Below are 17,001 nucleotides of genomic sequence, written 5' to 3' on the forward strand. Positions count from 1 at the left end.
GTTGCACGTTTAAAATGTCATGGTCCGGCGCGATGCCAGGATCTTTTGCAGGACGGCACAGTCGATATTCCTGGGAACCGGGCGTTCGCCGGTGACCATGGGCAGGAATTCGGTGTCGGGGATGTCGAGGAGCCTTTCATATTGGTCGATTTCATCGCCGGTCAAGGCGCCGATCTCGTTGTCGGCAAACGTACCGAGGATAAGGTCCATCTCGCGCATCCCGCGATGCCAGGAGCGGAACAACAGCTTGCGGCGCCTGATATCCAGCCCCTCGCTTGATCGTTTCGTCCCGGTCATCGTGCCGCATCCTTGCTTGGTGCGGCGCATATAGCGTGGATAGAGGGCGGTGTCAGCCTTGCAACGCACGGGTGGGCGGCTAAACATCCCTGGTGTGAAGAACACTCCTGACAACGCTGGTGCCGGACACCGCCCGCACTTCACCCTCCCCCTTGTGGGGAGGGTCGGCGAGCACGCTTCGCAAAGCGAAGCGAGTGAGACGGGGTGGGGGTGCGGCGCTGACCTACCGACTTCCTCGAAAGTTAGCCGCGCACCTACCCCCATCCCGCTCCGCTTCGAGGATCGACCCTCCCCACAGGGGGGAGAGTGAAGCCATGCGCCCCTCCCTCCTCGACCCTCTCTTCGTCCCGATCACTTCGCTTGCCGGCGTCGGCCCCAAGGTTGGCGCTCTGATCGAGAAGGTGGTGGCGGCCGATCTCGGCGAACGGCCGGCGCGCGCCGGCGACCTGTTGTTCGTTCTGCCGCACACCGTCATAGACCGCCGCAATCGTCCCGGCATCGCGCTTGCGCCGGCCGGCGCCATCGTCACGCTCGACGTGCGCATCGACCGCCACCAGCCGCCGCCGCGCGGCAACCGGTCGGTGCCTTACCGCGTCTATGCCCATGACGACACCGGCGAGATCGGCCTGATCTTCTTCCACGCCCATGCCGCCTATCTCGAAAAGGCGATGCCGGTGGGCGAGCATGTCGTCGTCTCCGGCCGCATGGAGTGGTTCAACGGCCGCCCGACCATGGTCCATCCCGACCATATCGCCCTGGTGAGCGAGGCGGAAACACTGCCGCTGGTCGAACCGGTCTATCCGCTGACCGCCGGCCTGTCGGGCAAGGTGCTGCGCCGCGCCATCGGCCAGGCGCTCGGCCGGCTGCCGGAATTGTCGGAATGGCAGGACGGCGCCTTCATGCGCAAGCAGACTTTCCCCGCCTTCGCCGACGCGCTCGCCCGCATCCACTATCCCGCGGACCCGATCGATGTCGCCATCGAGGGGGTGGCATGGCGCCGCCTTGCCTATGACGAGCTTCTCGCCGGCCAGGTCTCGCTGGCATTGGTGCGGGCAAAAGTGCGCCGCCTGTCGGGCCGGCCGCTCATCGGCGACGGTCGCATCGTTGAGAAACTGCGCGCAGCCCTGCCCTATTCATTGACCGGCAGCCAGGAATTCGCGCTTGCCGAAATCAATGCCGATCTGGCCGACCCCGAGCGCATGCTGCGCCTGCTGCAAGGCGATGTCGGCTCCGGCAAGACGGTGGTGGCGCTGCTGGCCATGGGGCGCGCAGTCGAGGCCGGTGGCCAGGCGGCATTGATGGCGCCGACCGAGATCCTGGCGCGCCAGCATCTGGCGACGATCACGCCTTTGGCCGAACAGGCCGGCCTGCGCGTCGCTATCCTGACCGGCCGCGAAAAGGGCCGCGAACGCACTGAAACGCTATCAGGTCTCGCCAGCGGCGAGATCGACATCGTCGTCGGCACCCATGCGCTGTTCCAGGAAACGGTGACCTATCACGACCTCGTCTTTGCCGTGGTCGACGAGCAACACCGCTTCGGCGTCCACCAGCGGCTTGCCATCACCGCCAAGGGCGACGCCCCCGACATGCTGGTGATGACGGCGACGCCGATCCCGCGCACTCTGGTGCTGACCGCCTTCGGCGACATGGACGTCTCCAAGCTGACGGAAAAACCGATCGGCCGCCAGCCGATCCGCACCGTCACGCTGCCACTGGAACGGCTGGACGAGTTGGTCGGTCGCATGCTGGACGCGGTTGCCGACGGCCAGAAGATCTACTGGATCTGCCCGCTGGTCGAGGAATCCGAAGAGATCAAGCTGATGTCGGCCGAGGACCGTTTTGCCTCGCTGCAGCCCTTGTTCGGCGATCGCATCGGCCTCGTCCACGGCCGCATGAAGGGGGCTGAAAAAGACGAGGCGATGCGCGCCTTCAAGGCCGGCGAAACCCGCATCCTGATCGCCACCACCGTCATCGAGGTCGGCGTCGACGTGCCGGACGCTACGATCATGGTCATCGAGCATGCCGAACGTTTTGGTCTCGCGCAACTGCACCAGCTGCGCGGCCGCGTCGGGCGCGGCGACAAGCCTTCTTCCTGCGTGCTGCTCTACAAGGACCCGCTCGGCGAGACGGCAAAGCGCCGGCTGTCGGTGATGCGCGAGACCGAGGACGGTTTCCTGATCGCCGAAGAGGATCTGAAGCTGCGCGGCGAAGGCGAATTGCTCGGCACCCGCCAGTCCGGCACGCCGGGCTTCCAGGTGGCGCGCATCGAGGTGCACGCCGACTTGCTCGAAGCAGCCCGCGACGATGCAAGGCTGATCCTGTCGCGCGACCCGGAACTACAGTCTGAGCGCGGCGAGGCGCTGCGCCTGCTGCTCTATTTGTTCGGCCGCGACGAGGCCGTGCGGCTCTTGCGCGCCGGCTGAGCGCCCTCGGCGATCAGCCCGCCAAGCGGCGGGTTGGCGAGATCTCCGTCGATCGGCTGGCCGTTCATCCTCACCATTTTCGGCTTGACTTCGGGCGCCACCAGCCCGGCCGAAACGATCAGCCTGGCGCCGTCCTCAATCGTCATGTCGAGCAGCACGATGTCGGATTTCGGCACGTACATCAGGAAACCGGTGGTAGGGTTCGGCGTGCACGGCATGAACACGGCGATCATCGGGTCGCCTGCATGGTCGAGCTTCTGGTTGATCTCGGTTTCCTTCTCACTGGCGACGAAGACCAGCGACCAGACGCCTTTTCGCGGATATTCGACCAGCCCAACCTGGCGGAACATATCGCCCTTGTTCGACAGCACCGTCTGGAAAATCTGCTTCAGCGAACCGTAGATGCCGCGCACCAGCGGCATACGGCCAAGCAGCCGTTCGCCGAAATTGACGATGGCGCGACCGACGATGTTGGCGGTCATGAAGCCGATCAGCGTGATCAGCACGAGCGCCACGATCAGGCCGAAGCCGGGCACCGGAAACGGCAAATAGGTGTCGGGGCTGTAGCGCGCCGGAATGTACGGCTTCACCCAGGAATCGACCCAGCCGACGAACGACCAGGCGATATAGGCGGTGATCGCCAGCGGCGCGCAGACGATAAAGCCTGTGAGGAAATAGTTCCTCAGCCGGGTCATGCCGGAAGTTCTGGGAGCATCGGACATGGTTCACCGGGGATGCGGGTTGCAGCGCCACACTAGTGAAGCGGACGGCGCTTTGGAACTGCGAAGTTTTTTAGACCCCCGATGAGCGCCGACTACTCCACGGTCACCGATTTCGCCAGGTTGCGCGGCTGGTCGACGTCCGTCCCCATGAACACGGCGGCGTAGTAGGCCAGCATCTGGATCGGCAGCGCATAGATGATCGGCGAGATGATTTCCGGCACGTCAGGCAGGATGATCGTCTCCATCGTCTTCACGCTCACCTGAGCCGCGCCCTTGGCGTCGGTGATCAGGATGATCTTGCCGCCGCGCGCCGCCACCTCCTGCATGTTCGACACAGTCTTTTCGAAGATGCGGTCATGCGGCGCGATGACGATGACCGGCATGTTCTCGTCGATCAGCGCGATCGGCCCATGCTTCAGCTCGCCCGCGGCGTAGCCCTCGGCGTGGATGTAGGAGATTTCCTTGAGTTTCAGTGCGCCTTCCATGGCCAGCGGGAAATTGGTGTCGCGGCCGAGATAGAGCACGTCCTTGTAGCGCGAGATTTCGCGCGCGATGCGCTCGATCTGCTCCTCGAGCTTGAGCACCTGGTTGGCGTAGCGAGGCGCCTCCGAAAGAGCGCGTACCAGCGTCTTTTCCTCGTCCTTCGAGATCGTGCCGCGGGCCACGCCGGCGCGCACCGCCAGCGAGGCCAGCACCGAAAGCTGGCAGGTGAAAGCCTTGGTCGAGGCTACACCGATCTCCGGACCGGCCAAGGTCGGCAGCACGACATCGGATTCGCGCGCCATGGTCGATTCGCGCACATTGACGATGGCGCCGATCTTCATGCCCGCCTTGCGGCAATAGCGCAGCGAGGCCAGCGTGTCGGCGGTTTCGCCGGACTGCGAAATGAAGAAGGCCGCGTCATCAGCCGATAGCGGCATTTCGCGGTAGCGGAACTCCGAGGCGACATCGATGTCGACCGGCAGCCGCGCATAGCGCTCGAACCAGTATTTGCTGATCAACCCCGCGAGATAGGCGGTGCCGCAGGCCGAGATCGCCAGCCGGCCGATCTTGGCGAAGTCGAACGGCAGCTCCAGCGGCTTCGACACGCCGGAGACGAAATCGACATAATGCGCCAGCGTGTGCGAGATCACTTCCGGCTGTTCATGGATTTCCTTTTCCATGAAATGGCGGCGGTTGCCCTTGTCGACCATGAAGCTGGTCGACAGCGATTGCTGGCGCTTGCGGGCAACCTCTTTGCCGTCGATGTCGAAAATGGTGACGCCATCGCGGCGCACCACCGCCCAGTCGCCGTCTTCGAGATAGGTGATGGAATTGGTGAACGGGGCGAGCGCAATGGCGTCGGAGCCCAGAAACATCTCGCCATCGCCATGGCCGACGGCCAGAGGCGGACCATTGCGGGCGCCGACGATGAGGTCCTCGTCGCCGGTGAACATGATGGCCAGCGCAAAGGCGCCTTCCAGCCGCTTCAGCGCCTGATGCGCGGCCTCGATCGGCTTCAGCCCCTTGGCCAGTTCGCGCGCCACCAGATGCGCTACGACCTCGGTGTCGGTCTGCGACGAGAAGGAATAGCCGTCGCGGATCAGCTCATCGCGCAACTCGGCGAAATTCTCGATGATGCCGTTGTGAACGATGGCGACGCCGTTGGAAAAATGCGGATGGGCGTTGGTCTCGTTGGGCACGCCATGTGTGGCCCAGCGCGTGTGGCCGATGCCGATCGTGCCATCGAGCGGCTCGTCCTTCAGCCGGCGTTCGAGGTTGATCAGCTTGCCTTCGGCGCGGCGGCGGCCAAGCCGGCCATGCTCGATCGTGGCGACACCGGCCGAGTCATAGCCGCGATATTCCAGCCGCTTCAGCGCATCGACGATGAGCGGCGCGACCTGGCTCTGGCCGACAATTCCGACGATACCGCACATATGCCTGCCCCCAATTCCCGCTGGAAAACCAGTCCCGATGGAAAACCAGCGCTATCTAGGGATTGCCGGCCCGCCGAGAAAGTCACTTTGCGTTTCGTCTGCTGTAACGGAACGCTTCTCAACCCGATGCACTATGACACACCGCTCTTGCAATCCGGTTACCGCAATTCCTCGGTTGTTCAATTGCTTCGGCGGTTAATGGTCGGTGCCGGCCTTTTTCTTCGCCGCTGCGGCAGACGCGAAGCGCTCGCGCAATTCCTTGCCCTTGCCGGGAATGGTCTTCTGGCGGGCGCGGCCGAAGGCCAGCGCATCGTCCGGCACGCTTTCGGTTATGACGCTACCCGAGGCGATGTAGCCGCCCTTGCCGATCGTAACCGGCGCCACCAGCGACGAGTTCGAACCGATGAAGGCGCCCTCGCCGATGTCGATGAAAAACTTCGAGTAGCCGTCATAGTTGCAGGTAATGGTGCCGGCGCCGATATTGGCTCCCGCGCCCACACGGGCATCGCCGATATAAGTCAGATGATTGACCTTGGCGCCCTCCTCGATGACCGCCTGCTTGACCTCGCAGAAATTGCCGACCTTGGCCTTGTTGCGAAGATCGGCACCCGGCCGCAGCCGCGCGAACGGCCCGACAACGCAGTTGGAGGCAATGGTGGCGCCTTCGATGTGGCTGAAAGCGTGGATCTTGGCGCCGGTTGCAATTTTCACGCCCGGTCCGAACCAGACATTGGGCTCGACGATCGTATCGGCGCCGATTTCGGTGTCATGCGAGAAATACACGGTTTCCGGCGCGATCAGCGTTACGCCCGACAGCATGGCCTCGTAGCGCCGGCGCACCTGCCAGATACCTTCCGCCTGCGCCAGCTCGGCCCGGTTGTTGATGCCGAGCGCGCTCTCGAAGCTGGTTTCGGTGGCAACGACATCGAGCCCTTTCGCACTGGCGATCTCGACGATGTCGGTGAGATAGAACTCGCCCTTGGCGTTCTTGTTGCCAACCTGGTCGAGCAGGTCGAGAGCATGCTTGCCCGCCACCGCCATCATGCCGGCATTACAGAAGCCGATCTTCTTTTCCTCGGCGGAGCAGTCCTTCTCTTCGCGGATGGCGGTGAGCTTGCCGCCCTTTTCGATCAGCCGGCCATAGCCGGCCGGGCTGGGCGGACGGAAACCGATCACCACGACGGCCGCGCCATCGGCAAGCTTTTGCCGCGCGGTCACCAGGGCTTCAGCGTCGATCAGCGGCGTGTCGCCGAACATCACGAGAATATCGTCATAACCCTTTGATATCGCATCGCGCGCAGCCAGCACGGCATGCGCAGTGCCGAGCCGTTTCTCCTGCACGAAGGTCTCGGCCTTGGGCGCGAACTTCGCGGCCGCCTTGCGCATATCATCGGCGCCATGGCCGATCACCAGCGCCTGGCTGGCAGCACCGGCGGCCTCGGCCGCTTTCACCACATGGGCGACCATCGGCAGTCCGGCGATCTGGTGCAGCACCTTCGGCATCGCGCTCTTCATGCGCGTGCCTTCGCCGGCGGCGAGAATGACGGACAAGCAGGATCTCTGGCTCATGGAAGGACAACCGTATGAATGGGATCAGGAATCGCAGAGTGGTAGCATCTGGCGCCATGCTGCACCAATGGGGTTAAATTCCGGTGAGGTGATGAGGCAGTTCACTCTCGATCAGCGGATCGCTACCCCAGCCGGCCCAGCACCGGAAAATTCTCCAGCAGCCAGTAGGACACCGTCTGCACGCCGCCGGTGAGGAAGAACACGCCGGCGACGACCAGCAGCGCGCCGATCGCCTTTTCGACGCGGCCGAGATGGACGCGGAATTTGCCGAGGAAGCGCATGAAGGCGCCGGAGAACAGGGCAGCAATCAGGAACGGAATGCCGAGGCCAAGCGAATAGGCGGCAAGCAGAAGAGCGCCCTCGCCCACCGTCTCGCGGCCGCCGGCCAAGGTCAGGATCGGCCCCAGCACCGGGCCGATGCACGGCGTCCAGCCAAAGGCGAAGGCCAGCCCCATGACATAGGCGGCGACCATGCTGGCAGGCTTGCCCTGCGACTGAAAGCGCGCCTCGCGCGACAGAAGTGGTATGCGCAGGATGCCGAGGAAATTCAGCCCCATCAGGATGATCAGCACCCCGGCCGCCATCGCCAGCGGCTCCTGCCAGACGCGCAGCCAGTGGCCGATGGTCGAGGCGCCGGCGCCAAGCGCCACGAACACGGTGGAGAAACCGAGTACGAAGGCGAGCGAGGAATAGATGAGCGCGCCGCGGGCGCCGGCCTTGGCCGTGACGCTGGCATCGTCACCGCGAAAATCGTCGACCGACACGCCGGCCATGTAGCAGAGATAGGGAGGCACCAGCGGCAGCACGCAAGGCGACAGGAACGAGATCGCCCCCGCTCCGACCGCGCTGACATAGCCGATGTCCAATGGCATTCCAGAACTCCAGATTCCTTGGCGCCGATATAGCGACGCAAAATCGTGTTCGCCAATCACCATCGTGTGGAATTTGGCTACAGATACGATCCGGCCGGACGAATTGTTGTCGGCCAATCCCAAGTTGACCAAGCCGGGGAAGAAATATCCCTCGCCGAACGTTCACAGAGCGAAGCCGCGATTTCTGCGCACTTCGTCGGATCACCAGGGAGATTTCCATGAAAACGATCACCGTCGGCTTGGCCGCCCTTCTGCTCAGCACCGCCGCATCCTTCGCCGCCGAAGCGTGGAAGGAAGCCGAAGTCGGTGGCGCCAAGATCTACACCGATGCCAATGGCATGACGCTCTATACCTATGACAAGGACGAGAAGGGCAAGACCAACTGCTACGACAAATGCGCCACCAACTGGCCGCCGCTGAAGGCCGAGGATGGCGCCAAGGCGGACGACGAATGGACCATCGTCGAACGCACCGACGGCACCAAGATGTGGGCCTATGACGGCAAGCCGGTCTACACCTTCATCAAGGACAAGAAGGCCGGTGACATCACCGGCGACGGCGTCGGCGAAGTCTGGCACATCGTCAAGGCCGACTGATCGTCCGAACCTCTATCCCGCACCCCATCGGCGGGACTCGGCTGGCCGCCGGCTCCAAGCGACCCGGCGACCAGTTCGGCATTTACGGGCAGCACGAACTGGTCGCGGCGCCTTTCCCGGTGGCTCGAAACACGAACCCTCCCAGACAAAAATTTTGTGATCTTCTCCATACACTCTAAGAGTGTATTGCGGCACACGCCTCCGCATTTTGGCCGCTTGCCCTTGACCGATCGCAAAAGCGCGGCCATGTGAGCGACCAATTGAATGCGTCACGCAGCGGAATTCTTCTGCCGCCCCACAGCTGATATGAGACCTCATGGACGTCGTCGTCGTCGAATCGCCGGCCAAGGCAAAGACAATCAACAAGTATCTCGGCAAGAACTTCAAGGTTCTGGCCTCGTTCGGCCATGTCCGCGATCTGCCGGCCAAGGATGGTTCGGTGCGTCCCGACGAGGATTTCGCCATGTCCTGGGCGGTCGACACCGCGTCCGGAAAGCGTCTCACCGACATCGCCAACGCGGTCAAGGATGCCGATGGCCTGATCCTCGCCACGGATCCGGATCGCGAGGGCGAAGCCATTTCCTGGCACGTGCTGGAGGTGCTCAAGCAGAAGCGCGTGTTGAAGGACAAGCCGGTCAGCCGCGTCGTCTTCAATGCCATAACCAAGTCGTCGGTGCTGGAAGCGATGGCCAATCCGCGCCAGATCGATGCACCATTGGTCGATGCCTATCTGGCTCGCCGCGCACTCGATTATCTCGTCGGCTTCACGCTGTCGCCGGTGCTGTGGCGCAAATTGCCGGGCGCCCGTTCGGCCGGCCGCGTCCAGTCGGTGGCGCTGCGCCTGGTCTGCGACCGCGAATCCGAGATCGAGCGCTTCATCCGCGAGGAATACTGGCAGATCGCTGCCCTCCTCGGCACGCCACGTAACGACAGCTTCGAGGCGCGGCTGACCGCGTTCGAGCGCAAGAAGCTGCAGAAGCTCGACATCGCCAGCAAGGCGCAGGCCGACGATATCAAGGGCATGCTCGAAGGCGCGACCTTCAAGGCTCTGTCGGTGGAAGCCAAACCGACAAGGCGCAATCCTGGCCCGCCCTTCACCACTTCGACGCTGCAGCAGGCGGCATCGTCGGGCCTCGGCTTTTCGGCGACGCGCACCATGCAGGTGGCGCAGCGCCTCTATGAAGGCATGGAGATCGGCGGCGAGACCACCGGCCTGATCACCTATATGCGAACCGACGGCGTGCAGATGGCGCCGGAGGCGATCGACGCCGCACGCGACACCATCGCCAAGGAATTCGGCCCACGATACCTCCCGGAAAAGCCGCGCCAGTACACAGCCAAGGCTAAGAATGCCCAGGAAGCGCACGAGGCGGTCCGCCCGACCGATTTCATGCGCACGCCGGCTTCGGTCAGGCAGTATCTCGACTCCGACCAGCTGCGGCTTTACGAGCTGATCTGGAAGCGCGCCATCGCCAGCCAGATGCAGTCGGCCGAGATCGAGCGTACCACGGTCGAAATTGAGGCGGTCAATGGCGCTCGCACCGCGGAGCTTCGCGCCGTCGGTTCCGTCGTTCGCTTCGACGGCTTCATCGCCGCCTACACCGACCAGAAGGACGACGACGCCGAAGACGAGGAAAACCGTCGTCTGCCCGAGATCCGTGCCGGCGAGCAGCTGGCCCGTCAGGCGATCAATGCCACCCAGCACACCACCGAGCCGCCGCCGCGCTACTCCGAGGCGTCGCTGATCAAGAAGCTGGAAGAGCTCGGCATCGGCCGTCCGTCGACCTACACCGCGATCCTGAAGACGTTGGAAGACCGTGACTACGTCACCATCGACAAGCGCCGGCTGGTGCCGCAGGCCAAGGGCCGGCTGCTGTCGGCTTTCCTCGAAAGCTTCTTCGAGCGTTATGTCGAATATGACTTCACGGCCTCACTCGAGGAAAAGCTTGACGAGATTTCCGACGGCAAGCTCGCCTGGAAGGACGTGCTGCGCGACTTCTGGAAAGACTTTTCCGGCGCGGTCGCCGACATCAAGGAACTGCGCGTCACCGACGTGCTCGATGCGCTGAACGAGGAACTGGCGCCGCTGGTGTTCCCCGCGCGGGAGGATGGCTCGAATCCCCGCATCTGCCCGAAATGCGGCTCCGGCAATCTGTCGCTGAAACTCGGCAAGTTCGGCGCCTTCGTCGGCTGCTCCAACTATCCGGAATGTTCCTTTACCCGCCAGCTCGGCGACGCCGCCAACCCGAATGGCGAGAATGGCGGCGGCGAGGACGGCACCAAGGTCCTCGGCAACGATCCCTACACGGCAGAGGAAATCACGCTGCGCTCAGGCCGCTTCGGTCCTTATATCCAGCGCGGCGACGGCAAGGAAGCCAAGCGCTCCAGCCTGCCCAAGGGCTGGACGCCCGACTCGATCGACCATGAAAAGGCCTTGGCGCTGCTGTCGCTGCCGCGCGATATCGGCAAGCATCCTGAATCCGGCAAGATGATCTCCGCCGGGCTTGGCCGCTATGGTCCATTCGTTTTGCATGATGGCACCTATGCCAATGTCGACAGCATAGAGGATGTGTTCTCGATCGGCCTCAACCGCGCTGTCACCGTGATCGCCGAGAAGCAGCTGAAGGGCAAGGGCGGCCGCAATGGCGGCACTGCGGCGGCGCTGAAGGAACTCGGCGACCATCCCGATGGCGGCGGCAAGATCGTCGTGCGCGATGGCAAATACGGGCCCTATGTCAACTACGGCAAGGTCAACGCGACACTGCCCAAGGGCAAGGATCCGCAGTCGGTGACCGTCGAGGACGCGGTGGCGCTGATTGCCGAGAAGGAAGCCAAGGGCGGCGGCAAGAAGCCGTTCCGCAAGGCGGCAGCCGCCAAGGCCCCCACAGCCAAGAAAACCACTGCCAAAACAACCCCTGGCAAGAAAACCACAGCCAAGAAATCGGCGACCAAGAAGCCGGCGGCGAAGAAAAAGGGATAGCAGCGTGGCGCGCAGGATCACCGGTAGAAGCCACGGCGATCCGCGCACCGCCGACACGAGGGCCAAGGTCAAGGACGACTACAGGCCCTCGCGTGACGAAATCCTGCGCTACATCGCCGAGAACCCCGACCGCGCGGGAAAACGCGACATCGCCAAGGCGTTTGCCTTGCGCGGCGACGACCGCATCTGGCTGAAGGACATTCTGCGCGACCTGCAGGACGAAGGCATCCTGACCAAGGAGCGCAAACGGCTGGCCCGTGTCGGCGCCTTGTCGCATGTCGCCGTACTCGACATTTTTGGCCGCGATGGCGACGGCATCCTGCTGGCGCATCCTGCCGAGCCCGTAGGCACCGGCGAACCGCCCGTCGTCTCGATCCGCGTCTCGCGCGGCGGCAATGGCCCGCAGCCGGGCATCGGCGACCGTGTGCTGGCCAAGACCTTCCCGACCGACGATGCGACCGGGCCTGCCTATACCGGCCGCGTGATGAAGATTTTCGAGAAGCGCACCGATGCCGTGCTGGGCGTCTTCCGGATCCTGAGGGACGGCACCTTCCGCATCGAGCCGGTCGAACGTCGCCAGCCCGAACTGATCGTCGACAAGGAATTCCAGAACGGCGCCAGGAACGGCGACCTTGTCGAGGTCGAGCCCGCGCGGGCCTCCCGGTATGGTTTGCCGCGCGCAAAAGTGCTGGCGGTGCTGGGCTCGCTGACCAGCGAAAAGGCGGTCTCGATGATCGCCATCCACGCGCACGACATTCCGCATATCTTCCCGGCCGACGTCATCGCCGAATCCGAGGCGGTAAAACCGGCGACGCTTGCTCACCGCGAGGACTGGCGCGACCTGCCGCTGGTGACCATCGACCCGGCCGACGCCAAGGACCATGACGACGCCGTCTTCGCCACGCCCGACCTCGACGAGAAGAACCCCGGCGGCGTGATCGCCACGGTGGCGATCGCCGATGTTGCAGCCTATGTCCGCTATGGCACCGCACTCGATCGCGAGGCGCTGAAACGCGGCAATTCTGTCTATTTCCCCGACCGCGTCGTGCCGATGCTGCCAGAGCGCATCTCCAACGACCTGTGCTCGCTGCGCGAAGGCCAGGACCGTCCCGCGCTTGCCGTGCGCATGATTTTTGCCACCGATGGCCGCAAGCTGCGTCACACCTTCCACCGCGTCATGATGAAATCGGCGGCCAAGCTCGCCTATCCGCAGGCCCAGGCCGCGATAGACGGCCTTCCTGACGACAAGACCGGCCCGATCCTCGATACGGTGCTGAAGCCGCTGTGGGACGCCTACGCCATCCTGAAGCGCGGCCGCGATGGCCGCCAGCCGCTCGAGCTTGATCTGCCGGAGCGCAAGATCCTGCTCAAGCCGGACGGCACCGTCGACCGCGTCATCGTCCCGGAGCGGCTCGACGCCCACAAGCTGATCGAAGAATTCATGATCCAGGCCAATGTCGCCGCCGCCGAAACGCTGGAAGCGAAGAAGCAGGCGCTGGTCTACCGCGTCCACGATGCGCCGTCGCTGGCCAAGCAGGAATCGCTGCGCGAGTTCCTGCAGACGCTCGGCCTGTCGCTGGCGCGTGGCGCGCAGATGCGGCCCGCCCAGTTCAACGGCATTCTCGAGCGCGTGCGTGGCGCCGACAATGAGGGGCTGGTCAACGAAGTGGTGCTGCGCTCGCAGAGTCAGGCCGAATATTCGCCCAAGAACATCGGCCATTTCGGCCTCAACCTGAAGCGCTACGCGCATTTCACCTCGCCGATCCGCCGCTATGCCGATCTGATCGTGCATCGCGGGCTGATTGCCGCACTTGGGCTCGGCCCCGGCGGGCTGACGCAGGACGAAGAGACGCGGCTGGAAGACGTCGCGGTGCTGATCTCGGGCACCGAGCGCCGCGCCATGGCGGCCGAGCGCGACACCGTCGACCGGCTGATCGCTGCCTACCTCGCCGAGCGCATCGACGACCGCTTCGACGCCCGCATTTCGGGCGTCACCAAATCGGGACTATTTGTCCAATTGCCGCAGTTTGGCGCAGATGGCTTCATCCCGGTGTCAAGTCTGAATGGCGATTACTATATATATGACGAAACCGCGCGATCGCTGTTCGGAGAACGCACCGGCAAGGGCTATCAGCTTGCCGACCGCGTCGAGGTTCGCCTGATCGAGGTGGCGCCTATGGCCGGTGCGATGCGTTTCGAGATGCTGACCGACCCGAAGCCCCTGCCCGGCTCCAAACGGTCGTTTCACAAGGCAAAAGGCCGCGCCCGCGCGTCGCAATCGCGCCCGGGGTCGCGCGGCAGGAGACGATAATGGCAAGCGAAATGGGAATCCAGAAGCAGGTTTTCGGCGGCGAACATCATTCGGGCCGAGTCGCCCGCCCGCTGTGGACGGCGATGAAGCGCGGCGCCCTTGGCCGCTGCCCGCATTGCGGCGAAGGCAGGTTGTTCGCCGGCTTCACCAAGAGCGTCGACAAATGCGCCGTGTGCGGTGAGGAGTTCCACCACCACCGTGCCGACGACCTGCCCGCTTATCTCGTCATCGTCATTGTCGGCCACATCGTTCTCGGCGCCTTCATGGGCATCGAGGCGACCTCGACGCTCTCCATGTGGCAGCACATCGCCATTTGGGTGCCGTTGACCATCGTGCTGTCGGTCGCTCTGCTGCAACCGGTCAAGGGCGCCGTCATCGGACTGCAATGGGCGCTCTATATGCACGGCTTCGGCGGCGAAAAAGACGGCACCGAGCCGCATCCCGGAACCTAGTTTGCGTCAGGGCAATGTCGCCTGGCGCAACATGCCGACCGTGAAAGGCCACTTTCGTTTGCCAGAAGTTTCCGCTAGGTCCTGCGCATGGAAGGTATGACCAAGGCGGAAGTCAGCAGGATGGACCGTGGCGCAGCCGCCCACAGCGGCCTGCCCATACGCCCGCGCGATGCCGCCACCCTGATCCTGCTCGACCGCGAGGGCGACGAGATTCTGGTGCTGATGGGCCGGCGCCATGCAGGCCACGCCTTCATGCCCGGCAAGTTCGTCTTTCCCGGCGGCCGCACCGATTCGGCCGACAGCCGCATTGCCGCTGCCACCCCATTGCTCCCGGAGGAAGAAGCCAGGCTGACCGCCGGCGTCGGCCGCATCAGCCCGTCGCGGGCCCGTGCCATCGCGCTCTCGGCCATCCGCGAGACTTATGAGGAAGCCGGCCTGCTCATCGGCCGCAAAGGCTCGTTCGCAACCGACAAGCGCGACTGGCAGGGCTTTGTCGAGCACGGCGTCCAGCCTTCGCTGGCGCCGCTGCGCTTCATCGCCCGCGCCATCACCCCGCCCAATCGCGTGCGTCGTTTCGACACCCGCTTCTTCAGCGCCTGGCGCAGCGATGTCGCCGTGGAACTGCCGGGTGGCGGCCCGACCAATGAGCTGGAAGAACTAGTCTGGCTGCCGCTCGCCAAGGCCAGAGAGGCCGATATCCCCGACATCACCCGAACGATCTTGCAGGAGCTGGAGACGCGGCTTGCCGGCGATCCACGCCTGCGACCCGGTGGGTCCGTGCCGTTCTACCGGCTTATCCGCAACCGCTTCGTTCGCGAAATTCTTTAGAGCAATTCCAGGAAAAGTGTGACGCGGTTTTCCGTCCGGAATTACGCAATATCAAACAGACAGAGTATTCAGGCATCACATGACGGTCGATACCCAGCAAGAGGGCGACGAGCGCGTACATTGGCTACCGATGATCGCCGCGATCTCGTCGATCAGCGTCGTCGGCATCGCCATAGGCCTCGGCATGCCGCTGCTCAGCGTTATTCTCGAGAGCCGCGGCCACTCGGCATCGATGATCGGCCTCAACACCGCGGTCGCCGGCCTTGCCTCGATCGCCGGCGCCCCGCTGGCCACGCCGCTGGCGATGCGCTTCGGCGTCGCCTGGACGATGATCGCCATGATCGCCGCCGGCGCGCTCGCCTTTGTCGGCTTCCACTTCGCGCCGGACTTCTGGATGTGGTTCCCACTACGCGTCGTGCTGCACATCGCGCTGACGGTGCTGTTCATCCTGTCGGAATTCTGGATCAGCACCTCGGCGCCGCCGCGCCGGCGCGGCCTGGTGCTCGGCATCTACGCCACAGTGCTGTCGCTCGGCTTCGCCGCCGGGCCATGGATCTTCGCCCATATCGGCAGCACCGGCTTCTTGCCGTTTGGCGTCATCATCGTCCTGGTCGCGCTGGCCGCAATCCCGGTGCTGGCCGCACGGAATGAAAGTCCCACAATCGTGGTTGACGGCGAAACCAGCAACTTCCTGCGCTATATCTGGCTGGTGCCGACAGCGACCGCCGCCGTGCTGGTGTTCGGCGCCGTCGAGACCGGCGGCTTTGCGCTGTTCCCCGTCTATGGCAACCGCATCGGCTATTCCGAGGCGGATGCAGCCCTCCTGCTCACCATGATCGGCCTCGGCAACGTGCTGATGCAGATCCCTATCGGCATGATCAGCGACCGCGTCTCAGACCGCCGCTATCTGCTGTTGGCCTGTGCCACCGTCGGACTTGCCGGCACCATCTTCATGCCGTTCTTCGCCGGCAATTGGCACCTGATGGCGGCGCTTCTGTTCGTCTGGGGCGGCGTGGTGGCCGCCATGTACACGATCGGCCTTGCCCATCTGGGCTCGCAGCTCTCCGGCCATGAACTGGCCTCGGCCAACGCCGCCTTCGTACTCTGCTACGGCGTCGGCATGGTGCTTGGCCCGCAGGCGATCGGCATCGGCATGGATGCCTTCGGGCCCTCCGGCTTCGGCTGGTCGCTCGGCCTGTTCTTTGCCGCCTATATCGCCTTGGTCAGCGCCAGGCTGGTCCGCAAGATCTGGTAGCCTGTCCGTCGCCAGCCTGCGCAATCCTGACGGGATGTCGCCGCTGCTGACAGAACCGTGTCAGGAGACCTCAGCTAAAAGGGTGTCCCAAAAAACCCGAGTTTGAGGATACGGCGATGATCGACAGCGGCTTTGAAACCACATCTCTGCGCATGACGCTTCTGCTGCTTGTCAGCTTCCAGGCCCCGGCAGCCGATGTCGACCGCATCATGGACGCCGTGGTCGCGATCGCGCCGCTGGCAATGGGCAAATACGACCGCAACGCCTATCAAACGGCGCACGGCATCGAACGCTACCGACCGCTGGAAGGTGCAGCCGCCGGCGTCGAAACCGAACTGCGCCGCCGCCCCGGCACCGTCGAGGTCTCGTTCGAGTTGCCCGACGACCAGTCGCTCGCCGCCCGCGTCGTCGAGGCGATTTTCCAGGCGCATTCCTACCAGGAGCCGGTGATCCGCATCCAGCCGATCCTCGCCAGCCGCTCCAAGGGCCTGGACGACCGCGCCAATCCGAATCGCTGGTGGAACACCACTGGGGACTGGAAGAAAGCGCTTCCAGTTAAGGAAGAAGCCTAGAAATCCGGCCCCGCTGAGGGGAAGCAGCGGCTTTACCTTCTCCGTTGTGAGGTGAGAAGCGGTCCGAAGCGGACGAAAAGCCAATTGCTTGGTTGTCGAGATTCGAACGCCCTGAGCCTGCGAAGAGTTGGTCGGGGTGACCAATCCACCCTGCCGAACCCCGCCGCTTCGCAGCGTCCCGGCATTCGCCGGCCTATAGCCATGCTGT

The 17,001-nt window shown here is 64.0% G+C and carries 13 protein-coding genes; 8 read left to right on the forward strand and 5 right to left on the reverse strand.

Translation table 11 applies throughout. The annotated features are described in order from the left end of the window. Nucleotides 1–9: 9 nt before the first annotated feature. Entirely contained in the window at nucleotides 10–297 is a 288-nt protein-coding gene (locus tag NKH54_RS13280) for an FAD assembly factor SdhE (RefSeq protein ID WP_023681561.1), read from the reverse strand. Between the two features lie 314 nt (nucleotides 298–611). Here NKH54_RS13280 and recG point away from each other — a divergent pair, with 314 nt between their 5' ends. Beyond that, complete coding sequence (recG, locus tag NKH54_RS13285) at nucleotides 612–2,720, forward strand: ATP-dependent DNA helicase RecG (RefSeq protein ID WP_027050382.1); 2,109 nt, start codon at nucleotides 612–614, stop codon at nucleotides 2,718–2,720. Here the strand turns inward: recG and NKH54_RS13290 are convergent. The 4 genes from NKH54_RS13290 to NKH54_RS13305 all read right to left on the reverse strand — a co-directional run bounded on the left by NKH54_RS13290 (nucleotide 2,672) and on the right by NKH54_RS13305 (nucleotide 7,799). Then, nucleotides 2,672–3,442 carry a DUF502 domain-containing protein gene (locus NKH54_RS13290; RefSeq protein ID WP_353028364.1) on the reverse strand — a complete coding sequence of 257 codons (771 nt, stop codon included), beginning with the start codon at nucleotides 3,440–3,442 and terminating at the stop codon, nucleotides 2,672–2,674. The two genes, recG and NKH54_RS13290, sit on opposite strands and share 49 nt — an antisense overlap. Nucleotides 3,443–3,534: 92 nt before the next feature. Beyond that, nucleotides 3,535–5,358, reverse strand: a complete 1,824-nt coding sequence (gene glmS, locus NKH54_RS13295; RefSeq protein ID WP_023681564.1) for a glutamine--fructose-6-phosphate transaminase (isomerizing) — start codon at nucleotides 5,356–5,358, stop codon at nucleotides 3,535–3,537. 195 nt (nucleotides 5,359–5,553) lie between these two features. Continuing rightward, nucleotides 5,554–6,927, reverse strand: coding sequence for a bifunctional UDP-N-acetylglucosamine diphosphorylase/glucosamine-1-phosphate N-acetyltransferase GlmU (gene glmU / locus NKH54_RS13300; RefSeq protein WP_353028365.1), 1,374 nt, complete (start codon nucleotides 6,925–6,927; stop codon nucleotides 5,554–5,556). Nucleotides 6,928–7,049: 122 nt separating this feature from the next. Further along, nucleotides 7,050–7,799, reverse strand: coding sequence for a cytochrome c biogenesis CcdA family protein (locus NKH54_RS13305; protein WP_353028366.1), 750 nt, complete (start codon nucleotides 7,797–7,799; stop codon nucleotides 7,050–7,052). A gap of 218 nt (nucleotides 7,800–8,017) precedes the next feature. Here NKH54_RS13305 and NKH54_RS13310 point away from each other — a divergent pair, with 218 nt between their 5' ends. The 7 genes from NKH54_RS13310 (at nucleotide 8,018) to NKH54_RS13340 (ending at nucleotide 16,793) form a co-directional block, all read left to right on the forward strand. Next, entirely contained in the window at nucleotides 8,018–8,395 is a 378-nt protein-coding gene (locus tag NKH54_RS13310) for a COG4315 family predicted lipoprotein (RefSeq protein WP_353028367.1), read from the forward strand. Nucleotides 8,396–8,711: 316 nt separating this feature from the next. After that, on the forward strand, nucleotides 8,712–11,375 hold the full coding sequence (gene topA, locus NKH54_RS13315) for a type I DNA topoisomerase (RefSeq protein WP_353028368.1): 2,664 nt from the start codon (nucleotides 8,712–8,714) through the stop codon (nucleotides 11,373–11,375). A 4-nt stretch (nucleotides 11,376–11,379) separates the two neighbouring features. Then, nucleotides 11,380–13,686 (forward strand): ribonuclease R, encoded by a 2,307-nt coding sequence (rnr, locus tag NKH54_RS13320; protein ID WP_353028369.1) that lies wholly within the window; start codon nucleotides 11,380–11,382, stop codon nucleotides 13,684–13,686. Beyond that, entirely contained in the window at nucleotides 13,686–14,138 is a 453-nt protein-coding gene (locus tag NKH54_RS13325) for a DUF983 domain-containing protein (RefSeq protein ID WP_352650272.1), read from the forward strand. Before rnr ends, NKH54_RS13325 begins: the two co-directional genes overlap by 1 nt. A gap of 87 nt (nucleotides 14,139–14,225) precedes the next feature. Beyond that, the gene (locus NKH54_RS13330; protein ID WP_023681569.1) at nucleotides 14,226–14,966 is read left to right on the forward strand and encodes an NUDIX hydrolase; all 741 of its coding nucleotides are present in this window, start codon (nucleotides 14,226–14,228) and stop codon (nucleotides 14,964–14,966) included. A 79-nt stretch (nucleotides 14,967–15,045) separates the two neighbouring features. Further along, nucleotides 15,046–16,221 (forward strand): MFS transporter, encoded by a 1,176-nt coding sequence (locus NKH54_RS13335; protein WP_352670420.1) that lies wholly within the window; start codon nucleotides 15,046–15,048, stop codon nucleotides 16,219–16,221. A gap of 116 nt (nucleotides 16,222–16,337) precedes the next feature. Continuing rightward, nucleotides 16,338–16,793: a YqfO family protein gene (locus tag NKH54_RS13340; protein WP_023695428.1), complete on the forward strand. Its 456-nt coding sequence runs from the start codon at nucleotides 16,338–16,340 to the stop codon at nucleotides 16,791–16,793. Nucleotides 16,794–17,001 lie beyond the last annotated feature (208 nt).

This window comes from Mesorhizobium sp. M1004, assembly GCF_040318795.1.
GTDB lineage: Bacteria > Pseudomonadota > Alphaproteobacteria > Rhizobiales > Rhizobiaceae > Mesorhizobium.

Coding starts and splice junctions, on each gene's coding strand:
- NKH54_RS13330 (WP_023681569.1), top strand. CDS start 14,226: ATGGAAGGTATGACCAAGGCGGAAGTCAGCAGGATGGACCGTGGCGCA.
- NKH54_RS13340 (WP_023695428.1), top strand. CDS start 16,338: ATGATCGACAGCGGCTTTGAAACCACATCTCTGCGCATGACGCTTCTG.
- glmU (WP_353028365.1), bottom strand. CDS start 6,927: ATGAGCCAGAGATCCTGCTTGTCCGTCATTCTCGCCGCCGGCGAAGGC.
- topA (WP_353028368.1), top strand. CDS start 8,712: ATGGACGTCGTCGTCGTCGAATCGCCGGCCAAGGCAAAGACAATCAAC.
- recG (WP_027050382.1), top strand. CDS start 612: ATGCGCCCCTCCCTCCTCGACCCTCTCTTCGTCCCGATCACTTCGCTT.
- NKH54_RS13335 (WP_352670420.1), top strand. CDS start 15,046: ATGACGGTCGATACCCAGCAAGAGGGCGACGAGCGCGTACATTGGCTA.
- NKH54_RS13280 (WP_023681561.1), bottom strand. CDS start 297: ATGACCGGGACGAAACGATCAAGCGAGGGGCTGGATATCAGGCGCCGC.
- NKH54_RS13290 (WP_353028364.1), bottom strand. CDS start 3,442: ATGTCCGATGCTCCCAGAACTTCCGGCATGACCCGGCTGAGGAACTAT.
- NKH54_RS13310 (WP_353028367.1), top strand. CDS start 8,018: ATGAAAACGATCACCGTCGGCTTGGCCGCCCTTCTGCTCAGCACCGCC.
- NKH54_RS13305 (WP_353028366.1), bottom strand. CDS start 7,799: ATGCCATTGGACATCGGCTATGTCAGCGCGGTCGGAGCGGGGGCGATC.
- glmS (WP_023681564.1), bottom strand. CDS start 5,358: ATGTGCGGTATCGTCGGAATTGTCGGCCAGAGCCAGGTCGCGCCGCTC.
- NKH54_RS13325 (WP_352650272.1), top strand. CDS start 13,686: ATGGCAAGCGAAATGGGAATCCAGAAGCAGGTTTTCGGCGGCGAACAT.